This window comes from Cellulosimicrobium sp. NPDC057862 (genome assembly GCF_042797035.1).
GTDB lineage: Bacteria > Actinomycetota > Actinomycetes > Actinomycetales > Cellulomonadaceae > Cellulosimicrobium.
On record NZ_JBHVMH010000007.1, the window covers coordinates 57831 to 76575 of the forward strand.

Annotated in this window: 21 protein-coding genes and 1 tRNA gene; 16 read left to right on the forward strand and 6 right to left on the reverse strand. The window is 74.6% G+C overall.

All coding sequences use genetic code 11. The annotated features are described in order from the left end of the window. Window positions 1-158 precede the first annotated feature (158 nt). From proB to ACFVN3_RS10960, 9 genes are all read left to right on the forward strand, one after another. The gene (proB, locus tag ACFVN3_RS10920; RefSeq protein ID WP_378232985.1) at window positions 159-1286 is read left to right on the forward strand and encodes a glutamate 5-kinase; all 1128 of its coding nucleotides are present in this window, start codon (window positions 159-161) and stop codon (window positions 1284-1286) included. Between the two features lie 53 nt (window positions 1287-1339). Further along, window positions 1340-2686 carry a glutamate-5-semialdehyde dehydrogenase gene (locus ACFVN3_RS10925; protein ID WP_378232847.1) on the forward strand — a complete coding sequence of 449 codons (1347 nt, stop codon included), beginning with the start codon at window positions 1340-1342 and terminating at the stop codon, window positions 2684-2686. Window positions 2687-2877: 191 nt separating this feature from the next. After that, on the forward strand, window positions 2878-3033 hold the full coding sequence (locus ACFVN3_RS10930; RefSeq protein WP_021483496.1) for a hypothetical protein: 156 nt from the start codon (window positions 2878-2880) through the stop codon (window positions 3031-3033). Between the two features lie 43 nt (window positions 3034-3076). Then, window positions 3077-3682, forward strand: a complete 606-nt coding sequence (gene nadD / locus ACFVN3_RS10935; protein WP_047233692.1) for a nicotinate-nucleotide adenylyltransferase — start codon at window positions 3077-3079, stop codon at window positions 3680-3682. After that, complete coding sequence (locus tag ACFVN3_RS10940; RefSeq protein ID WP_378232849.1) at window positions 3675-4772, forward strand: hypothetical protein; 1098 nt, start codon at window positions 3675-3677, stop codon at window positions 4770-4772. The genes nadD and ACFVN3_RS10940 overlap by 8 nt, the downstream gene beginning before the upstream one ends. A gap of 25 nt (window positions 4773-4797) precedes the next feature. Beyond that, complete coding sequence (gene rsfS / locus ACFVN3_RS10945; protein WP_378232851.1) at window positions 4798-5244, forward strand: ribosome silencing factor; 447 nt, start codon at window positions 4798-4800, stop codon at window positions 5242-5244. After that, a complete protein-coding gene (locus ACFVN3_RS10950) occupies window positions 5241-5921 on the forward strand; it encodes a histidine phosphatase family protein (RefSeq protein WP_378232852.1) in 681 nt (226 codons plus the stop codon). Before rsfS ends, ACFVN3_RS10950 begins: the two co-directional genes overlap by 4 nt. Before the next feature lie 79 nt (window positions 5922-6000). Beyond that, a tRNA-Ala gene (locus tag ACFVN3_RS10955) sits at window positions 6001-6073 on the forward strand. A gap of 186 nt (window positions 6074-6259) precedes the next feature. Further along, window positions 6260-7627: a hypothetical protein gene (locus ACFVN3_RS10960; protein ID WP_378232853.1), complete on the forward strand. Its 1368-nt coding sequence runs from the start codon at window positions 6260-6262 to the stop codon at window positions 7625-7627. Between the two features lie 9 nt (window positions 7628-7636). Here the strand turns inward: ACFVN3_RS10960 and ACFVN3_RS10965 are convergent, their stop codons facing one another. Continuing rightward, window positions 7637-8623, reverse strand: coding sequence for an SH3 domain-containing protein (locus ACFVN3_RS10965; protein WP_378232854.1), 987 nt, complete (start codon window positions 8621-8623; stop codon window positions 7637-7639). Window positions 8624-8794: 171 nt separating this feature from the next. On the opposite strand from ACFVN3_RS10965, the gene ACFVN3_RS10970 reads away from it, so the two are divergent. Next, the gene (locus ACFVN3_RS10970; protein WP_378232855.1) at window positions 8795-9640 is read left to right on the forward strand and encodes an aldo/keto reductase; all 846 of its coding nucleotides are present in this window, start codon (window positions 8795-8797) and stop codon (window positions 9638-9640) included. 95 nt (window positions 9641-9735) lie between these two features. On the opposite strand, the gene ACFVN3_RS10975 is transcribed toward ACFVN3_RS10970, so the two are convergent. From ACFVN3_RS10975 to ACFVN3_RS10985, 3 genes are all read right to left on the reverse strand, one after another. Continuing rightward, window positions 9736-10182 carry a hypothetical protein gene (locus ACFVN3_RS10975; RefSeq protein WP_378232856.1) on the reverse strand — a complete coding sequence of 149 codons (447 nt, stop codon included), beginning with the start codon at window positions 10180-10182 and terminating at the stop codon, window positions 9736-9738. Between the two features lie 80 nt (window positions 10183-10262). Next, entirely contained in the window at window positions 10263-11195 is a 933-nt protein-coding gene (locus ACFVN3_RS10980) for an aldo/keto reductase family oxidoreductase (protein WP_378232857.1), read from the reverse strand. Window positions 11196-11231: 36 nt separating this feature from the next. After that, window positions 11232-12092: an aldo/keto reductase gene (locus tag ACFVN3_RS10985; protein WP_378232858.1), complete on the reverse strand. Its 861-nt coding sequence runs from the start codon at window positions 12090-12092 to the stop codon at window positions 11232-11234. 154 nt (window positions 12093-12246) lie between these two features. Between ACFVN3_RS10985 and ACFVN3_RS10990 the strand changes: the two genes are divergently transcribed. The 5 genes from ACFVN3_RS10990 to ACFVN3_RS11010 all read left to right on the forward strand — a co-directional run bounded on the left by ACFVN3_RS10990 (window position 12247) and on the right by ACFVN3_RS11010 (window position 16362). After that, a complete protein-coding gene (locus tag ACFVN3_RS10990) occupies window positions 12247-13200 on the forward strand; it encodes a LysR family transcriptional regulator (protein ID WP_378232859.1) in 954 nt (317 codons plus the stop codon). Then, window positions 13197-14483 (forward strand): MFS transporter, encoded by a 1287-nt coding sequence (locus ACFVN3_RS10995; protein ID WP_378232860.1) that lies wholly within the window; start codon window positions 13197-13199, stop codon window positions 14481-14483. The genes ACFVN3_RS10990 and ACFVN3_RS10995 overlap by 4 nt, the downstream gene beginning before the upstream one ends. A gap of 9 nt (window positions 14484-14492) precedes the next feature. Continuing rightward, a complete protein-coding gene (locus ACFVN3_RS11000; protein ID WP_378232861.1) occupies window positions 14493-14744 on the forward strand; it encodes a hypothetical protein in 252 nt (83 codons plus the stop codon). 107 nt (window positions 14745-14851) lie between these two features. After that, the gene (locus tag ACFVN3_RS11005) at window positions 14852-15445 is read left to right on the forward strand and encodes a carboxymuconolactone decarboxylase family protein (protein ID WP_378232862.1); all 594 of its coding nucleotides are present in this window, start codon (window positions 14852-14854) and stop codon (window positions 15443-15445) included. Beyond that, complete coding sequence (locus ACFVN3_RS11010; RefSeq protein ID WP_378232864.1) at window positions 15442-16362, forward strand: RNA polymerase sigma-70 factor; 921 nt, start codon at window positions 15442-15444, stop codon at window positions 16360-16362. The genes ACFVN3_RS11005 and ACFVN3_RS11010 overlap by 4 nt, the downstream gene beginning before the upstream one ends. Here ACFVN3_RS11010 and ACFVN3_RS11015 read toward each other — a convergent pair. After that, the gene (locus ACFVN3_RS11015; protein WP_378232865.1) at window positions 16349-16567 is read right to left on the reverse strand and encodes an SCO4848 family membrane protein; all 219 of its coding nucleotides are present in this window, start codon (window positions 16565-16567) and stop codon (window positions 16349-16351) included. The genes ACFVN3_RS11010 and ACFVN3_RS11015 overlap by 14 nt on opposite strands. A gap of 172 nt (window positions 16568-16739) precedes the next feature. On the opposite strand from ACFVN3_RS11015, the gene ACFVN3_RS11020 reads away from it, so the two are divergent. After that, on the forward strand, window positions 16740-17570 hold the full coding sequence (locus ACFVN3_RS11020) for a siderophore-interacting protein (RefSeq protein ID WP_378232866.1): 831 nt from the start codon (window positions 16740-16742) through the stop codon (window positions 17568-17570). 53 nt (window positions 17571-17623) lie between these two features. On the opposite strand, the gene ACFVN3_RS11025 is transcribed toward ACFVN3_RS11020, so the two are convergent. Then, entirely contained in the window at window positions 17624-18733 is a 1110-nt protein-coding gene (locus tag ACFVN3_RS11025) for a fatty acid desaturase family protein (protein ID WP_378232867.1), read from the reverse strand. Window positions 18734-18745: the final 12 nt, after the last annotated feature.

The window sequence follows — 18745 nt, forward strand, 5'->3', positions numbered from 1 at the left end:
TCGCGGACTGCCGCGGGACCGGTGTGGGAATGGAATGGGCCCGGTCCCCACGTGGGGACCGGGCCCATTCCATGCCCACAGCCGGTCCGGGGCGTCCTGGTCCGTGAAATCCTGCGCGCCCGGGGGCGGCGGGCGGCGATGATGGACGCGTGAACGCGCTGTCCTCCCGCTCCGAGATCGCCTCCGCCCACCGCGTGGTGGTGAAGATCGGCTCGTCCTCGCTCACGGGCGCCGACGGGCACCTCGACCTCACCGCCCTGCGCGCGCTCGTCGACGTCCTCGCGGCGCGACGCGCGGCGGGCGGCCAGGTCGTGCTCGTCACGTCCGGCGCGATCGCCGCGGGGATCGGGCCCCTGGGGCTCCCCAGCCGGCCGCGCGACCTCGCGACGGCGCAGGCGACCGCCTCGGTCGGGCAGGGCATGCTCGTCGCTCGCTACACCGAGGCGTTCGCGGGGCACGGGCTGCGCGTCGGGCAGGTGCTGCTCACCGCGGAGGACACCGTGCGCCGCGGGCACTACCGCAACGCCCAGCGCTCGCTCGAGAGGCTGCTCGACCTCGGCGTCGTGCCGATCGTCAACGAGAACGACGCCGTCGCGACCGACGAGATCCGGTTCGGCGACAACGACCGCCTCGCCGCGCTCGTCTCCCACCTCGTGCGCGCCGACGCGATGGTCCTGCTCACGGACGTCGACGGGCTCTACGACGGACCGCCGTCGCGCCCCGGCACGCGCAGGATCGCCGAGGTGCGGTCGGCTGCCGACATCGAGGGTGTCGAGGTCACGGGCCGGGGGAGCGCGGTCGGGACCGGCGGGATGCTGACCAAGCTCGAGTCCGTCTCCATCGCGACCGGCACCGGCATCCCCGTCGTGCTGACGAAGGCGCAGAACGCCGCCGCCGCGCTCGCGGGCGACGCCGTCGGGACGTGGTTCGCGGCGACCGGCAAGCGGACGACGCGCCGTCGGCTCTGGCTCGCGCACGCCGCGCGCACGCGCGGCCGGCTCGTCCTCGACGACGGCGCCGTGAAGGCCGTGCAGGGAGGGCGCGCGTCGCTCCTCCCCGCGGGGGTCACGGCCGTCGAGGGGGAGTTCGACGCCGGGGACCCGGTCGAGCTCGTGACGTCGGACGGGCGCGTGGTCGCCCGCGGGCTCGTCGCGTTCGAGTCCCGCGACATCCCGGACCTCCTCGGCCGGTCGACGGGCGAGCTGCGGGCCGAGCTGGGCGAGGGCTACGACCGCGAGGTCGTGCACCGTGACGACCTCGTCCTGGTCCGCAAGCGGGCCCGCTGACCGGCCGTCGGACGGCGCCCCCGACGCACCGTCGACCGACGTAGGCTCGGTCCATGACCACCACCGAGGACGCGCCCGTCGTCGCGGGCGCCGCCGAGCCCCAGCCCGCCGGTCCAGCCGCAGCGGGTACCGCGCCCGACGTCGCCACCGCCGTCGAGGACGTCGCGCGCCGCGCCAAGGTCGCCTCGCGCACGCTGGCCACGGCCACGCGCGCGACCAAGGACGCCGCTCTCCTCGCGCTCGCCGACGCGCTCGTCGAGGCGACGGACGAGATCGTGGCCGCGAACGCCGTCGACCTCGAGCGCGAGCGCGCGAACGGGATGAGCGAGGGCCTGCTCGACCGGCTCGCGCTCGACGGCCCGCGCATCGCCGCGATCGCCGACGCGCTGCGCGCCCTCGCGAGCCTGCCGGACCCGGTCGGTGAGGTCGTGCGCGGCTCGACGCTGCCGAACGGGCTGCGCCTGCGCCAGCTGCGCGTGCCCATGGGCGTCGTCGGCATGATCTACGAGGCGCGGCCGAACGTGACGGTCGACGCCGCGGGGCTCGCGCTGAAGAGCGGCAACGCCGTGATCCTGCGCGGCGGGTCCGCCGCGGCGAGCTCCAACGAGGTGATCGTGGGCGTGCTCGCCCGCGCGCTCGAGGCGCAGGGCCTGCCCGGCGACCTCGTGCAGTCGATCGACCGCCACGGGCGGCCGGGCGCCGTCGCGCTCATGCACGCGCGCGGGCTCGTCGACGTGCTCGTGCCGCGCGGCGGGGCCGACCTCATCCGCACCGTGGTGCGCGAGTCGACCGTGCCCGTCATCGAGACCGGCGTCGGCAACGTCCACGTGTACGTCGACGCGAGCGCGGACCGGGCCATGGCGCTCGAGATCCTGCTCAACGCCAAGACGCAGCGTGTGGGCGTGTGCAACGCCGCGGAGACGCTCCTGGTCCACGCGGACGCCGCACCCGACTTCCTGCCCGCCGCCCTCGCCGCGCTCGCCGCGGCGGGCGTCGTGGTGCACGGCGACGACCGCACGGCCGGCCTCGCGCCCGCCGGCACCGAGGTGCTCGCGGCCACCGACGAGGACTGGGCGACCGAGTACCTCGCGCCGGAGATCGCCGTGCGCGTCGTCGACGACCTCGACGCCGCGATCGACCACGTCCGCACGTGGACGTCCGGGCACACCGAGGCGATCGTCACGCAGGACCTCGCGTCCTCGGAGCGGTTCGTCGCGGAGCTCGACTCCGCGGCGATCATGGTCAACGCCTCGACGCGGTTCACCGACGGCGGCCAGTTCGGCCTCGGCGCGGAGATCGGCATCTCGACGCAGAAGCTCCACGCCCGCGGCCCCATGGGGCTCGCCGAGCTCACGACGACGAAATGGGTCGTGCACGGCGACGGTCACGTTCGTCCGTGACGAGCGGTTCGTCGGCAAGTACCTGATACCTGCCGGACCAGGCCGCCGGGCGGTCGTGAGAGACTGGTCGGCGACCGGAGCCCGTCCGGTCCGCCGTCGGGCCGGTCCCGGCAGGCGTACCGATCCACCGCACCACCCCGGACCGCGGCACGACACCGTCCGCCCCGGGGACGACCTTCGAGGAGGACGTCGTGATCTCTGCCGTCGTGCTGGCCGCCGAGGAAGGCGCCGAGGCCGCGTCGCACCTGCCCATCCCGCCGCTCGCCTACGGGCTGCTCGGGTTCGGCGGGCTCGTGGCCCTGCTGCTCGTGACCTACGCGTTCCGCAGCGTCGGCACGCGGCACTGACCGGTAGCGAACGACGGAAGCGCCCGCGACCGATGACGTCCCGATGAGCCCGCGCCGTCCCCGCCTGGGGGTGATGGGTGGCACGTTCGACCCCATCCACCACGGCCACCTCGTCGCGGCGAGCGAGGCCGCGGCGCGGTTCGACCTCGACGAGGTCGTGTTCGTCCCCACGGGCAAGCCGTCGTTCAAGCAGCACCAGAGCGTCAGCCCGGCCGAGCACCGGTACCTCATGACGGTCATCGCGACCGCCTCGAACCCGCGGTTCACGGTGAGCCGGGTCGACGTCGACCGGCCGGGACTGACCTTCACGGTCGACACGCTGCGCGACCTGCGGGCCGCGCGTCCGGACGCGGAGCTGTTCTTCATCACGGGTGCGGACGCGATCGAGCAGATCCTGACCTGGAAGGATGCCGACGAGCTGTGGAAGATGGCACACTTCGTGGCTGTCTCCCGCCCGGGCCACAGCCTGAGCGTCGAGGGTCTGCCTCCGGGCGTGGTCACAATGCTCGAGGTCCCGGCCCTCGCCATCTCGTCGACGGACTGCCGTCGGCGTGCGGAGGCGGGCCAGCCGGTGTGGTACCTGGTTCCGGACGGCGTGGTCCAGTACATCGCCAAGCACGGTTTGTATCGAGGTCAGCACGATGAGTGACAACGGCAGCAACATGCAGCCCGTCCGCCCCCTCACGCGGCGCGAGATGCGCGAGCGCGAGCAGGCGGCGGCGGCCGAGCGGTCCGCGCAGCCTGGCACGCCTCCACCCGCCCCGGCGCCCGGCGCCGGTGGGTGGCAGCAGCCTGCCCCGGCGCGGCCCGCCGCTCCGGCGACCCCGCCGCCGTCGCGCCGCACCCTGCGCGAGACGACCGGCCCGACGGACTACCCGTCGCAGCCGTCCGTCGTCCGCCCGCCCGCCGCCTCGGGCGGCATGCGCGGCCTCGACGAGACGGGCCGGCTCACCCCGGTGCAGGAGACCGCGGAGCGCGTCGCGATCCGCCCGCCGGCGCCGACCCCCGTCGTGCCGACGCGCACGAGCTCCCGCCCCCCTGCGGGCACGCCGCGGCCCGCCACGCCGGGCGCCACCGGCCCCGTCCGGCCCCCGACCCCGTCCGCACCCGTGGGTGGGTTCGGGTCTGCGCCCGTCGGTCGGGTCGAAGCACCCGAGGCGCCGCCCGCCCAGCCGCAGCGGCTGTCGGCCTTCTCGGCTCCGGCAGCCGCACCTGCCGCGCCTCCCGCCACACCTGCTCCGGCACCCGCCCCGTCGCCGTGGGGTGCGACCGCGGCGCCCGCGCCCGAGCGCACGCCCGCTGCCGCGCGGCCCACCGCTGCGGCGCCGCCCGCCGAGGCCCCGGGAGCCGCGCTCCCGTGGTCGGCGATCACGTCCGGGTCGGCGCCCGAGCCGGCGAGCGCGGGCCGCGAGCCCGCCTCGCCCTTCGGCGGCGTGCGCGAGTCGGCTGCGGCGCCCGCCGCCGCGAGCGGCCCGTCCGACGACCTCTTCCCCCGTGTGCGCGCCCGCGCGGACGAGCTCGACGACGAGGCGGACGACGACTTCGACGACGAGCCGCGCGGCCCCTCGTACACGTGGCTGCACTACCTCATCCTCGTCGCCGTGGCGTTCGTCCTCGGCCTGCTCGTGTGGACGCTCGTCTCGCGCGACGACCCGGGTCTCGCCACCGAGGACACGAGCGACTCGGCGACCGCCGTGTCGACGTGGGACGACCCCGGCACCCTCGACACCGGCCGCTGAGCGGCCGCCCCACGAACGGAGACACGTGACTGCCACCGAACGAGCCGTAGAGCTCGCCGTCATCGCGGCGCGGGCGGCGTCCGACCGCAAGGCCGAGGAGATCATCGCACTCGACGTGAGCGAGCAGCTCGTCCTCACGGACGTGTTCCTCATCGCGTCCGGGTCGAGCGAGCGCCAGGTCTCGGCGATCGTCGACGCGGTCGAGGAGGCGATGTACAAGGCGGGGTCCAAGCCGATCCGTCGCGAGGGCAAGCAGGAGGCCCGCTGGGTCCTCATCGACTTCGGCGACGTCGTCGTGCACGTGCAGCACGCCGAGGACCGCGTCTACTACGCGCTCGAGCGCCTGTGGAAGGACTGCCCCGTCGTCGAGCTCCCCGAGGACGCGCGCGGCGGCGACGGCACGGCCGACGACGCCGACGACACGACCCGCGGCGACGGCGCCATCCGCCTCTCGGGGGAGCCCCTGGCGTGACCGCCGGCACGCTCGTCCTCCTGCGTCACGGCCGGACGGCGTACAACGCCGCGATGCGCCTCCAGGGCCAGGTCGACATCCCGCTCGACGGCGTCGGGCAGTGGCAGGCCGAGCGCGGCGCGAAGGCGCTCGCGAGCGCGCACCGCGCGACGCACGTCGTCGCGTCCGACCTCGTGCGTGCCGCCGACACCGCGCGCGCGTACGCCGGTGCGATCGGCGCGGAGGTCCAGCTCGACCCGCGGCTGCGCGAGCGCGGCTTCGGGGAGTGGGAGGGCCTGACAGGCCCGGAGATCGCCGAGCGGTGGCCGGAGGAGTACGCGGCGTGGCGCCGGGGCGAGGAGCCCACGCGCGCGGGCGCCGAGACCAAGGCCGCCGTCGCCGCGCGCCTCGTGGAGGCCGTCACCGAGCACGTCGAGGCGCTCGAGCAGGACGACACCCTCGTCGTCGTGTCCCACGGCGCGGCGATCACGCTCGCCGTGACCGCGCTGCTCGGGCTGGACCCGGAGGGCTGGCGCGGGATCTCCGGCCTGCACAACGTCCACTGGTCCCACCTGCACCGCTCCGCGCCCGCCGCGACGCCCGCGTGGCGTCTCGTGGCCCACAACGTCGGGGCCGGGTTCCCGCTCGACGAGTGGAACGCGGGACCGGATTGGAATCTGGAGCCGGTTTCTGCGTAGACTAGCGACGCTCCGCAGGACGGGAAACCGGCCGGGGGAGTGTTCATCCAGTGTTTGACCAGGATCTTCGCAGATCCACGGGGCTGTGGCGCAGCTGGTAGCGCACCTGCATGGCATGCAGGGGGTCAGGGGTTCGAGTCCCCTCAGCTCCACCGGATCGAAGCGGGGCGTCGTTCATCGGCGCCCCGCTTTCGTCGTCTCCGCGCTGCGTCGGGACGTGGCTCTCGCTCTCTCCTGCTCGGCGCGTCTCGGCGGCCGCGAGGCGTGGCTCGGTAGGGTCGGCCCCGCCGGTCCTGCCGTCCGGCGGCCGGGGGTCCCGACGGAAAGCGGAGGCTCGCATGCCGGGTTCGACAGACGCCCTCGCCGTGCTGGCGGACGCCGTCGGCGCAGCACGCGCCGAGCAGCTGCTGGCTCGGTTCGACGGGTACTCGAACCAGCCGAACGCCATCAAGGGCGCCGCGCGCCTCCCGAGCGACCCCGCGCTGGAGCGTGCGGCGCTGCGGGTGTTCGAGGACCCGGATCTCGGAGCGGTCGCCGGTCTCGACGCGTCGAGCCTCGCGGGGGCTCTCGACGCGCGGGCGCTCTGGGCGCTCCTCGCGCTCGCGGCCCGGGCCGACGTGACCGTCCTCGACCGGATCCCGGCCGAGACGGCGGAGCGGGGCGCTCCGAAGATCGCGACCATCCGCCGGGCGGCCGCGAGGCACGCGGCGGCGCTAGGGTCCGCACCTGCCTCGCCGGGTGCTCCCGCGTCACGCGACGCTCCCGGATCGCCGCCTGCGCCCACCGGGGACGACGTCCCGGCGCTCCCCGAGAAGGTGGCGCAGGTGGGGAGGTGGCTCGCCGCGCACCCCGGCGCAGACCCCCGGTGGTTCGCCGAGCGCCCGGGGCAGCGGGCGGCCGAGCGGCGGGTCGCCCTCCGCGCGCTGGGGACCATGGCCACCCCGGCGGCGCTCGACGTGCTCGCCGGGTACGCACGCGACGGCTATCCCGACGTCGAGCTCGCAGAGCTGCACCGCGCGTGGGGAGAGTTCGACCGGCGGGAGTTCGCCGCGACGATGTTCCGGCCCGGGCGTGCCATGCTCCAGCTCGGTGCGTGCTCGACCGTCGAGGGCATCGGGGCGGTGCCGGGACTCACGGGCCTCGGCATGGTCCTCACCGGGCGCGCGGACCTCGCGCCGCTGGCGGAGTGCACCGCGCTCCGGCGGCTGCACGTGAACGTCGCCGACGGCTCCGGTACCCCCGGCGTCACGGGCGTCGACGCACTGGCGCAGCTGCCCGCGCTCACGGAGCTGCACCTGGTCGGGACGACCCGGGGCGCGGATCTCACGGTGCTGCGGGACACTGCCGTCGAACGGCTGTCGCTGAGCCTCGACGGCGCCGACGCGGCGTTCCTCACCCGCATGCCGCACCTGCGTTCGCTCAAGCTCTCGGGCGGGTCGGCCCCTGGGGACGCCGGGTACGACGACGAGGACGCGCCTGTTCCGCTGCCCGCCCACCCCGGTCTCGTCGACGTGGTGCTGCGACTGGTCGCCGAGGGCGTCCAGGTGGTCGCGCTCCGCCACGAGCGCTCCTGGGTGTCGCGGCTGACGGCCGCGGTCCCGTCCGACGTCTTCGTCGTCGAGCGCAGCGGCTACGTGGGCCTGACCCGCGACGGGTCGGACGTGGAGGGTCTTGGCAGGAGGCTGTACTCCAACGTCGTGCCGTGACGCGCGGACCTACGACGTGCTGACGTGCACGTGGTCGAAGTGGTTCGCGGTCGTGCCGCCGCGGTCCTCCATGCCGGACCACGCGCTCGCGGGGTCTCCGGCCATCCAGATCTGCTGCTGGTAGATGAGGTAGGTGATCCCCAGCGCCCCGGCGTTGGCCTGGAGGTAGCGGGCGATCTCCCAGCCCGTCTCGCCCGTGATCATGATGTCCAGGGCGCGGCCGGTGCCGTGGTCGCCGCTGTCGCCCGGGCGGATCCCGCCGTAGGAGGTCACCTGCGGGAAGATCGCGCACACCGCCCGGTACACCGCACGGGCGTTGGACTGGAGCGACGACTCGATCCCGGAGCTCACCGAGCAGGCGGCGTCGGAGATGCCGCTCGCGCTCGACCCGCCGCCGCTCGCGGCGGTCGCCGCCGGCGCCTCGGGCTGGGAGTCCGCGAGGAAGCTCGACTTGATCCAGGCCGCGGCACCGTCCCAGACGATCTGGCTCCACTCGCCCTCGGTGGCGCCGGTGACGTCGACGGCGGTGGCGAACGCGGCGGTCGCGACGCGTCCGGCGTCGGCCGACGGCCCGGTGCGGACGTTGACGGCGTCGGTGGTCCAGAGCTGGCCCGTGGCGACGGGGACGACCGGGGCGGGCGGGGCGACCTCGGCGGCGGGGACCACGGTGATCTTCGCCGCGGTCTCGACGAGCGGGGACTCCCGTGTCGCCGCCGGGGGAGCGGCGCGCTCGGCGGAGCGGCTGGCGGCGCCCGTGCCGCGCTCCACGGTCGACCCGGCCCCGGACGCGGGCTCGACGCTCAGCGGCGCGAGGTCGGGGTTCCCCTCGGCGGGCTGGGGGCCCGCGCCGACCACGCCCGCGCCGAGCAGCCCGACGAGCGCGAGCGCCGGGAGCTTGAGGGCGCGCGCAGGGAGCGCCGGGAACGACGGCAGGGCAGGGAGCCGGAGGGAGCGCGCGGGCGCTGCGGGGGCGGCGCTGTGGCGGCCTCGGGACATGGTGCGCTCCGGTTCGTTCGTGGTCAGGACCGCGCCCATGTAACCAAACCGTGATCTACAAAGTCCAGCCCGGATCTCGCCGTGCAGGTCAGGGACTCATGAGCGCGAGCGCTGAGTCGCATGGCTCGTAGTCGTTGGACGCCTGGGCGGCCCGTTCCTAGGCTGGAGGACATGACCGTTCCCTCTGTCCCGACCGTGACGCTCAACTCCGGTCACACCATCCCCCAGCTCGGCTTCGGCGTCTTCCTCGTCCCACCGGACGAGGCGGAGAAGGCCGTGAGCGAGGCCCTCGAGGTCGGCTACCGCCACATCGACACGGCCGCGATCTACCGCAACGAGGAGGGCGTCGGCGCCGCGATCGCCAAGAGCGGTGTCCCGCGCGACGAGCTCTTCGTCACGACCAAGCTCTGGAACGACCGCCAGTCCGGCGAGCAGCCGCACGACGCGATCCGCGAGAGCCTGGACAAGCTCGGCCTCGACCACGTCGACCTGTACCTCACGCACTGGCCGGCGCCCGCCCAGGACCAGTACACGAACGCGTGGGCGAAGCTCATCGAGATCCGCGACGCCGGCCTGGCACGCTCGATCGGCGTCTCCAACCACCTGTCCGAGCACCTCGACCGGATCGTCGCGGACACGGGCGTGGTCCCCGCCGTCGACCAGATCGAGCTGCACCCGGCCTATCAGCAGCGCGACGTGCTCGCGTGGGCCGACGCGAACGGCATGAAGATCGAGGCGTGGGGCCCGCTCGGCCAGGGCAAGTACCCGCTGTTCGAGAGGCAGGCCGTCGTCGACGCCGCGGCCGCGCACGGCGTGACGCCTGCCCAGGCGGTCCTGCACTGGCACCTGCAGCGCGGCTTCATCGTCTTCCCCAAGTCGTCGCGCAAGGAGCGCATGGCGGAGAACTTCGACCTCTTCGGCTTCGAGCTCACGGCCGACGAGGTCGCGGCGATCGACGCCCTCGACACCGGCGACGGCTCGGGCCGCGTGAGCGCGCACCCGTCCGAGGTCAACTGACCCGGTCGCCCGCGGCCCTCACGGGCACTCGCAGCACGACGAGGGGCGCCGTCCGTCCGGACGGCGCCCCTCGTCGTGCGCTGGGGGAGACCCGGTCAGCCGCAGTCGTCGCAGATGCCCGTCGCGGGCAGCACCGTGAAGCACGTGGGGCACACGGCCGGCGGCTTCTCGGGCTCAGAGGCACGCGGCGTCGTCTTGCGGGGGCTGCGGGGTGCGGTCGCGGCCTTCGCCGCGGTCCGACGTGCGGGCGCCGGCGCCGCGGGAGCCGCGCCCGGCACGTCGAAGCCGCGCTTGCGCAGCAGTTCCGCGACGCTCACGGGGCTGCTGCGGAACTCCTCGGCGGTCGCGACGCGGCCGGTCGCGTACCGGTGCGCGACGCCGAGGATCGCCTGGGCGTCGTACGCGCGGTCGTCGTGGAGGAGGGGGGTGCCGGGGGTCGCGGTGAACCCGTAGACCCCGAGGAACGCGTCCCGGCCCCGGTCGTCCCAGTCCGCGATCGCCTGGAGGATGTGCTGCCGGGTCACTGCCGAGAAGGTCGCCACGGGACGAGCCTAGACCGCCCCGTGGGGCGGCCCGGACGGCCGGTGCGTGACCTCCGACACCAGCCGTCCGGGCGCGCTCGTCAGGGGACGGTGTAGCCCGCGGCGCGGAACAGCTCGTACCACTCCGGGCGCGTGAGCGGCACCTCCGAGCCGAGGGCCGCGCCCGCCACCCGCTCGGGGCTCGTCGTGCCGAGCACGACCTGCATCCGCGCCGGGTGCCGCGTGATCCAGGCGGTCGCGATCGCGATGGGCGGGACGTCGTACCGGGCGGCGAGGCGGTCGATCACGGCGTTGAGCTCGGGGTACTCCTCCGAGCCGAGGAAGACGCCGGTGAAGAATCCCGCCTGGAACGGCGACCACGCCTGGACCGTGATGTCGTGCAGGCGGCAGTAGTCGAGGATCCCGCTGTCGCGGCTGATCGACTGGTCCAGGCCCTGCATGTTCGACGCGACCCCCTGCGCGACGATCGGCGCGTGCGTGATCGAGAGCTGGAGCTGGTTCGCGACGATCGGCTGCTCCACGTACCGGCGCAGCAGCTCGATCTGGCCGGGCGTGTGGTTGGACACCCCGAACGCGCGCACCTTGCCCGCCGCGTGCAGCTCGGAGAACGCGCGCGCGACCTCCTCGGGCTCGACGAGGGCGTCGGGCCGGTGCAGCAGGAGGATGTCGAGGTAGTCCGTGCGCAGCGCGTCGAGCGAGCCCTCGACGGACGCGACGAGGTGCTCGGAGGAGAAGTCGAAGTACGGGCCCTCGCGCACGATCCCGGCCTTGGACTGGATGACCCACTCCGCGCGCTCGGAGGGGGAGAGGTCGATCGCCTCGGCGAACCGGCGCTCGCAGCCGTGCAGGTCGGTGCCGTACACGTCGGCGTGGTCGAGGAACGTGATGCCGGCGTCGCGGGCCGTGCGCACGAGCGTGCGGACCTCGTCGTCGGTCTTGTCCTGGATGCGCATGAGGCCGAGCACGACGTCCGGGACGACGAGGTCGGTGCCGGGGAGGGTGAAGGTCTTCACCGGTGAGCTCCTTCGCTGGTGGGGACTCGGTGGAGGTCACGCGGCGGAGAGCCGCGCGACCTCCCCGGGGGTGAGGACGACGTCCGCGGCGCCCGCAGAGTCGACGATCGACCCGGGCCGCGAGGCGCCGGGGATGGGGATCACGACGGGCGCGAGCGCGAGCTCCCACGCGAGCGTGACCTGGTAGACGCTCACGCCGTGGGCGTCGGCGACGTCCTGGAAGACGGCGTGGCGTGCGCCGAGCTCCGCGGCGTTCGCGATCCCGCCGAGCGGGCTCCACGGCAGGAACGCGACGCCCAGCGCCGCGCAGTGCTCGAGCTCGCCCTGGCTCGAGCGGAAGCGCGGCGAGAACTGGTTCTGCACCGACGCGAGGCGCCCGCCGAGGAGCTCGTGCGCGAGGTCGATCTGCGCGACGTCCGCGTTCGAGATCCCGGCCTGCTGGATCACGCCCTCGTCGAGCAGCTCGACGAGCGCGCCGACCGAGTCGGTGTAGGGGACCTCGGGGTCGGGGCGGTGGAACTGGTAGAGGCCGATCGCGTCGACGCCGAGCCGGCGCGCCGACTCCTTCGCGGCCTGCTTGAGGTAGGTCGGGTCGCCGTTGCGGGTCCAGGTGCCGTCGCCGGGGCGCAGGTGGCCGCCCTTGGTCGCGACGAGGACGTCGGACGTGTCGCCGCCGTACGAGCGCAGCGCGCGGGCGATCAGCTCCTCGTTGTGCCCGACCTCGTCGGCGTGCAGGTGGTAGGCGTCGGCCGTGTCGATCAACGTGACGCCGGCGTCGAGCGCTGCGTGGATCGTCGCGACGGACCGGGCCTCGTCCGGTCGCCCCTCGATCGACATCGGCATGCCGCCGAGTCCGATCGCGGAGACTGTCCGGGATCCGAGAGTGCGCTGCTGCATGGGGTCTCCCTCGCGGGTCGGAGGATAGAAAGGGGTCGTCGCCGGCCGGGACGACGCCGGTGCGGGCGTCACGGCCGGACGTCCCGAGCGTAGGAACGAGTAACCTAGAAGTCCAACGACTAGCGGTTGTCACATACAGAAGAGCGAGTCATCAATGGATCTGCGGCAGATGGAGTACCTCGTCGCGCTCGCGGACGAGCGCCAGTTCACCCGCGCGGCACAGCTCGTCGGCGTCTCCCAGTCGGGCCTGTCCGCCGCGGTCCGCAGCCTCGAGGAGGAGCTCGGCGCGAGCCTGTTCACGCGCACGACGCGCCGCGTCGAGCCCACCGAGGCAGGGCTGGCGCTGCTGCCGCACGCACGCTCCATGCTCGCGCAGGCGGCCGCCGGTCGCGACGCGGTGGTCCGCGCGACGCGCGCGCTGTCCGGCTCGCTGCGCGTCGGCTCGGAGCAGTGCCTCGGCGTCCTCGACGTCACCACGCTGCTCGAACGCTTCCACCGCCGCTATCCCCAGGTGGAGATCCACTTCGCGCAGGCCGGCTCCCACGACCTTCTCGCGCGCGTGCGCGAGGGCGACCTCGACGTCGCGTTCGTCGCGACCACCGAGCACCTGGGGTCGCTCTCGCAGACCGTGCTGGGCAGCGAGCCGCTCGTGCTCGTGTGCGCGCCCGAGCACCCGCTCGCCGCCCGCGGGCGGGTGGACTGGTCCGACCTGTCCGGCCAGGAGTTCGTCGACTTCGACCCGTCGTGGGGCGCGCGTCCCGTCAACGACGCCACGTGCGCCGCGCACGGCGTGCACCGCCGCGTGCGGTGCTCGGTCAACGACGTGCACACGCTGCTCGAGCTCGTCGACCGGGGCCTCGGGATCGCGCTCGTCCCGCGCCACGTCGCGGCGAAGCCCCAGGCGGCGCGTCTCGTCACGCTCGCGCTGCCCGAGGCCGGTGCGCCGAGCTGGGTCGTCTCCGTGGTGACGGGCCGCTGGGCCAGCGGGGCCTCGGCGGCGCCCCAGCTCCTCGAGCTCCTCGCCGACGCGCCCTCGTGCCGGGGCGTCGAGGTCGCGCGACCCGACGGCGAGCGGCAGGGCGTCGAGGCCGTGGCGGAGGTGCGGTGACCGCCCCCGCGGGCACCGACGCGCCGCTCTTCCCCCTGCGCAGCGTCGTCCTCGGCGCGTTCGTCCCGACGCTCGTCCTCGAGATCGGCATCGGGGCGATGCTGCCCGTCGTCGCGGTCACCGCGACCGGGCGCGGGGCGAGCCTCACGGTCGCGGGCCTCGTCGCCGCGCTCGTCCCGATCGGCAAGATCCTGTTCGACCTCCCGGCCGGGGCCCTCGCGCAGCGGATCGGCGACCGGGCGGCCATGCTGCTCGCGGGCGGCGTCGCCGTGGTCGCGTTCGCGACGATCGCGCTCAGCCCGAACCTCGGGGGACTGGCGGCCGGCGTCCTCGCCCTGGGCGCGTCGACCGCCGTCTTCAACCTCGCCCGCCAGGCCTACCTCACGGAGATCACGCCGCCCCTGCGGCGGGCGCGCGTCCTGTCCACGCTCGCCGGCGTGCACCGCATCGGGCTGTTCCTCGGCCCGTTCGCGGGGGCGGCCGTCATCGCGGCGACGGACGTGCGCGGCGCCTACTGGCTCGGCGCCGGGGCGGCGCTGGCCGCGGTGGCGGTGCTCGCCGTCGTGCGCCCGGAGCCGACGGCGCAGGACGAGCCGGGCCGCGTGCGCACGCGCGGTCGCGGCGCCGCGACGGGACCGCGGGTGACCATCGCCCGCGTGGCGCGCGAGCACCGGCGCCTCTTCGCGACGCTCGGCGTCGCGATCCTCCTCGTGAGCGCCGTGCGCGGGGCGCGCCAGACCGTCATCCCGCTCTGGGGCGAGCATCTCGGGCTGGACGCGGAGGTGACGTCGCTGATCTTCGGCGTCTCCGGCGCGCTCGACATGCTGCTGTTCTACCCGGCGGGCAAGGTCATGGACCGGTTCGGGCGCCTCTGGGTCGCCGTGCCGTCGATGCTCACCATGGCCGCCGGGCTCGCGCTCCTGCCCTTCGCCCACACGGTGGCCGCGGTGACGGTCGTCGCGGCGCTGCTCGGGGTCGGCAACGGGATGGGGTCGGGCATCGTCATGACGCTCGGGGCCGACGTCGCACCCGCAGAGGTGCGCCCGACCTTCCTCAGCGTGTGGCGCCTCTTCCAGGACACGGGCGACGCGCTCGGGCCCCTCGTGCTCTCGGCCGGGGCCGCGCTGGGGTCGCTCGCGGCCGGGGTCTGGGCGACGTCGGTGCTCGGCGCGGGGTCCGCGGCGGCCCTCGCGCGCTGGGTGCCGCGCTACTCGCCGCTCGCGAACCTCGTGCGGCCGCACGCCGGGCGAAAGACCGTGCGCGTCCCGTCCGACGCGCCCTAGCGTGGCGGGATGGCGAGCGACCGCACCCTTCCTGACCCGTTCCCCGACCCGTTCGACCACCAGGTGACCCAGGACGGGCGCGTCCGGGTCGGGCGCGGCGGGCGCGTCGTCGTCACGGTCACGGGGGCCGCAGCCGGCCGGCTCGCCGCCGCCCTGGAACGGGCCGAGGCGCGCGACGACGAGGGCGAGGTCCAGCTCCTGCTCGCCCGGGCGACGGGGAACTACCGGCGCGGCAACGAGAAGCGCGCCCACCGGCCGTGACGCAGGTCACGCGGGTCCACGTCACGCTCGGCGCGCGGCAGGCGTCTGGATGGTCGACCCCGCGCACGACCGGCGCGCACCGCGCCGGTTGACGGAAGGAGACCCTCGTGGCCCGCATCTCGCTCGACCCGCCCCGGACCCTGCTCAACCGCACCCTCGCCACGCTCTCGCGACGCCGGTACGGCGCCGTGCTCGAGCCGCTCGCCGCCGTCGGGCACAACCCGCGCGTCGCGACGACGTACTGCGTCCTCGAAGCCGGCGTCGCGCGCTGGCGGACGCTCGACCCGACGCTCTCGGCGCTCGCGGTGATGGCGTCCGCGGTGCAGATCGGCTGCTCGTGGTGCGTCGACTTCGGCTACTGGGAGTCGGAGCACGGCGACGTCGATCCCCGCAAGCTCCACGACGTGCCCGCGTGGCGCGAGAGCGACGCGTACACCGCCGTCGAGCGGCGCGTGCTCGAGTACGCCGAGGCGGCGACCGGGACCCCGCCGACGGTGACGGACGAGCTCGCGGCCGCGCTGGTCGACGACCTGGGCGAGCCCGCGTTCGTCGAGCTCACGGCTCTCGTCGCGCTGGAGAACCTGCGCAGCCGGATCAACGCCGCCCTCGGCCTGTCCAGCCAGGGCTTCAGCGACCGGTGCGAGGTCCCGCTCGCCGGCGGGCTGCGCGCGGCGGGCACGGCTGGCAGGCTGGCGAGGTGAGCGAGAGCGCCGGGCACCGACCGTCTGACGGCGTCGCGGACCCTCGCGGTCCCGGTCCGGCCCTCGCGCCGTTCACGGTGCACCGTCGCCTGCTCTTCACGGTCGCGTACGAGATGACGGGCTCCGCCGCGGACGCCGAGGACGTGGTCCAGGAGGCCTGGCTGCGCTGGTCGGCGGCGGACCGCTCCGGCGTCCTGGACCCGCGCGCCTACCTCGTGCGCGTCACGACCCGGCTCGCGCTCGACCGTCTGCGCGCGCTGCGAAGGCGGCGCGAGACGTACGTGGGGTCGTGGCTGCCCGACCCGCTCCTCACGTCGCCGGACGCCGCGCTGCAGGTCGAGCGCGCGGAGGACGTGTCGATGGCGCTGCTGGTCGTGCTGGAGACGTTGAGCCCGCTCGAGCGTGCCGTGTTCGTGCTGCGCGAGGTGTTCGACGTCCCGTACGACGAGATCGCCGAGGGCCTCGACCGTTCGCCCGAGGCCGTGCGCCAGACCGCGCACCGCGCGCGCGAGCACGTGCGGGCGCGGCGCCCGCGGTTCACGCCGCCCGACGACGCGCAGCGTGCCGCCGTCGAGCGGTTCATGGCCGCGTGCGCGACGGGGGACACGACCGCGCTCGTCGAGATCCTCGCGCCGGACGTCGTCGTGGTGAGCGACGGCGGCGGCAAGGCGCGCGCGGCCCTGCGGCCCGTGACGGGAGCGGACAAGGTGGCGCGGATGCTCGTGGGTCTCTCGGCGAAGCCCGAGACGACCGCGATGGCCTTCGAGCCCGCGCTCGTCAACGGCGCGCTGGGCGGCGTGTGGACCGTCGACGGGGAGCCCGCCATGGGCGCGACCGTCGAGTACGACGGGGAGCGCGTCGTGCGCGTCCTGCTCTTCCGGAACCCGGAGCGGCTGGCCGGGCTCAGACGAGCGTGAGGAGGCCGAGCACCCCGACCGCCAGGGCCAGCACGAGCGAGACCGCGACGAGCACGACGTGCACCGTGAGGAAGCGCGTCGCGCGTCCGTCGGCGTCACGCGCGCGCGGGTCCTTGGCGATGCGCTGGAGGAACCGCGGCCAGATGAGCAGGTTCCACGCGGCGGTGACGAGCAGGACGACGGACCAGGCGACGGGGAGCTCCACGCCCCGAGCATGACACCGGACGACGGCGTCCCCGGGCGGAGGAGGGGCGTGCGGCCTGTGGGATCGACCACATCGACGCGCGCGCGAGGTGAGGCTAGCCTTGCCTACGGTTCCGTGCTCGCGGGGCCGCCGTTCGCCCGGCCGGCCCGGGCCGCACCCCGAGGAGCCGCTGGTGGCCACCTTCAAGATGGTCAAGCCCGCCGACGCGCACGTCGTCACGCTGAGCGTGGTCGGCAGCAAGCGGGTGAGCCCCAACGTCGTGCGGGTGACGCTCGGCGGCGAGGACACGGACCTCTTCACGCCCATGGGCTTCGACCAGTGGTTCCGGATGTTCCTGGCGCGTGACGACCAGGACTCCCTGCGCCTGCCCACGCGCACCTCGGGCATGTGGTACGTCCAGTACCTCGCGACGCCCAAGGCGCGCCGGCCCTGGGTCCGCAACTACACGGTGCGCGCCGCGCGGCCCGACCTGCGGGAGATCGACGTCGACTTCGTCGTCCACGGCGACGCCGGGCCCGCGTCGTCGTTCGCGCTGTCCGCGCAGCCGGGGGACCGCGTCGGCCTGCTCGACCAGGGGGTCGGCTACAACCCGCGCGTCCCGCACGACTGGACTCTCGTCGTCGCCGACGAGACCGGGCTGCCCGCGGTCGCGGGCATCTGCGAGTCGCTGCCCGACGACGCGCGCGGCCTCGCGATCGTCGAGATCCCCGAGGCGGCGGACGCGCAGGACTTCCGCGTGCCGGCGGGTGTCGAGCTCCGCTGGGTCGTGCGCGAGGGCGCGGCGCCCGCGGGCACGGACCCGCACGAGCTCCTGCCCGGCGCGCTGGCGCTCGAGGCCGTGCGGTCGGCCGACCTGCCGTCCGGGCCCGTCTACGCGTACGCGGTGGGGGAGTCGACGCTCGCGACCGGGGTGCGCCGCCACCTCGTCAACGACCGCGGCGTGCCCAAGACGCACGTCGACTTCGTCGGGTACTGGCGGCACGGGCACGCGGCGTCGGCCTGACCCGGGCGCACGCCGTCGGGCCAGCCCGGCCCGGCGGCGAGCCCCGGCGGCGGTCAGACCTTGCGGAGCTGGCGGAACATCGGGCAGTCGAACGGGTCGCGCGCGGAGAGCCCGACACGGTTGAGGTACCGCACGACGATGCCGTAGGACTGCACGAGGCTCGTCTCGGTGTAGGGCAGGCCGAGGTTCGCGCAGTGCTCGCGCACGATCTCGCGCGCCCGCGCGAGGTGGGGCCGCGGCATGCTCGGGAACAGGTGGTGCTCGATCTGGAAGTTGAGCCCGCCCATGAGGATGTTCATCCACCAGCCGCCGCGGATGTTGCGCGACGTGAGGACCTGCTTTGAGAGGAAGTCGATCTTCGTGTTCTCGGGGATGATCGCCATGCCCTTGTGGTTCGGCGCGAACGACGCCCCCATGTAGACGCCGAACACGGCGAGCTGCACGCCGAGGAACGCGAACGCCATGCCCAGCGGCAGGAACCAGAAGATCGCGCCCACGTAGAGCGACAGACGCAGCGTGAGGATCACGAGCTCGCCGACCCGGGCCCGGAGGTTGCCGCGCGTCCGGCCGCCCGCGAGGAGCGAGCGGTACGCCTGGACGTGCAGGTTGAGACCCTCGAGCGTGAGCAGCGGGAAGAACAGCCAGCCCTGGTACCGGTTGATCACGGCCCGGAAGCCCTTCGCGGCTGCCGCGTCCTCGTCGAGGAAGACGACGACGTCCGGGGCGATGTCCGGGTCCTTGCCGCGCTGGTTGGGGTTCGCGTGGTGGCGCGTGTGCTTGTTCATCCACCACGAGTGGCTGATCCCCACGACGCCGTTCGCGAGGGTGCGACCCAGGCGGTCGTTCGCCGGGCCGGACGCGAAGACCTGTCGGTGCGACGCCTCGTGGGCGACGAACGCGAACTGGGTGAAGATCAGGCCGAGCGCCCCGGCGATCAGGAGCTGGAACCACGAGTCGCCGAGGAGGACGAACCCGGCGACGGCGCCGCCGAGCGCGAGCGTCAGGACGGCGAGGGTCCACAGGTAGTAGCCGTGCGTCCGGTGGAGCAGACCGGCGTCGCGCACGGTGCGCGACAGCGCGCTGTAGGTGCTGGTGACGGCGCCCGGCTCGTCGGTGCGGGGGCGGGTGGCCCGGAAGCCCGGGCGCACTGCGGCAGAGGTCATGTGCGGCCTCGC

What these genes read in the sequence shown, in the direction of transcription:
- ACFVN3_RS10925 (WP_378232847.1), top strand. Translation starts at nt 1,340, where the DNA reads ATGACCACCACCGAGGACGCGCCCGTCGTCGCGGGCGCCGCCGAGCCC.
- nadD (WP_047233692.1), top strand. Translation starts at nt 3,077, where the DNA reads ATGAGCCCGCGCCGTCCCCGCCTGGGGGTGATGGGTGGCACGTTCGAC.
- ACFVN3_RS10940 (WP_378232849.1), top strand. Translation starts at nt 3,675, where the DNA reads ATGAGTGACAACGGCAGCAACATGCAGCCCGTCCGCCCCCTCACGCGG.
- ACFVN3_RS10960 (WP_378232853.1), top strand. Translation starts at nt 6,260, where the DNA reads ATGCCGGGTTCGACAGACGCCCTCGCCGTGCTGGCGGACGCCGTCGGC.
- ACFVN3_RS10965 (WP_378232854.1), bottom strand. Translation starts at nt 8,623, where the DNA reads ATGTCCCGAGGCCGCCACAGCGCCGCCCCCGCAGCGCCCGCGCGCTCC.
- ACFVN3_RS10970 (WP_378232855.1), top strand. Translation starts at nt 8,795, where the DNA reads ATGACCGTTCCCTCTGTCCCGACCGTGACGCTCAACTCCGGTCACACC.
- ACFVN3_RS10985 (WP_378232858.1), bottom strand. Translation starts at nt 12,092, where the DNA reads ATGCAGCAGCGCACTCTCGGATCCCGGACAGTCTCCGCGATCGGACTC.
- ACFVN3_RS10990 (WP_378232859.1), top strand. Translation starts at nt 12,247, where the DNA reads ATGGATCTGCGGCAGATGGAGTACCTCGTCGCGCTCGCGGACGAGCGC.
- ACFVN3_RS11000 (WP_378232861.1), top strand. Translation starts at nt 14,493, where the DNA reads ATGGCGAGCGACCGCACCCTTCCTGACCCGTTCCCCGACCCGTTCGAC.
- ACFVN3_RS11025 (WP_378232867.1), bottom strand. Translation starts at nt 18,733, where the DNA reads ATGACCTCTGCCGCAGTGCGCCCGGGCTTCCGGGCCACCCGCCCCCGC.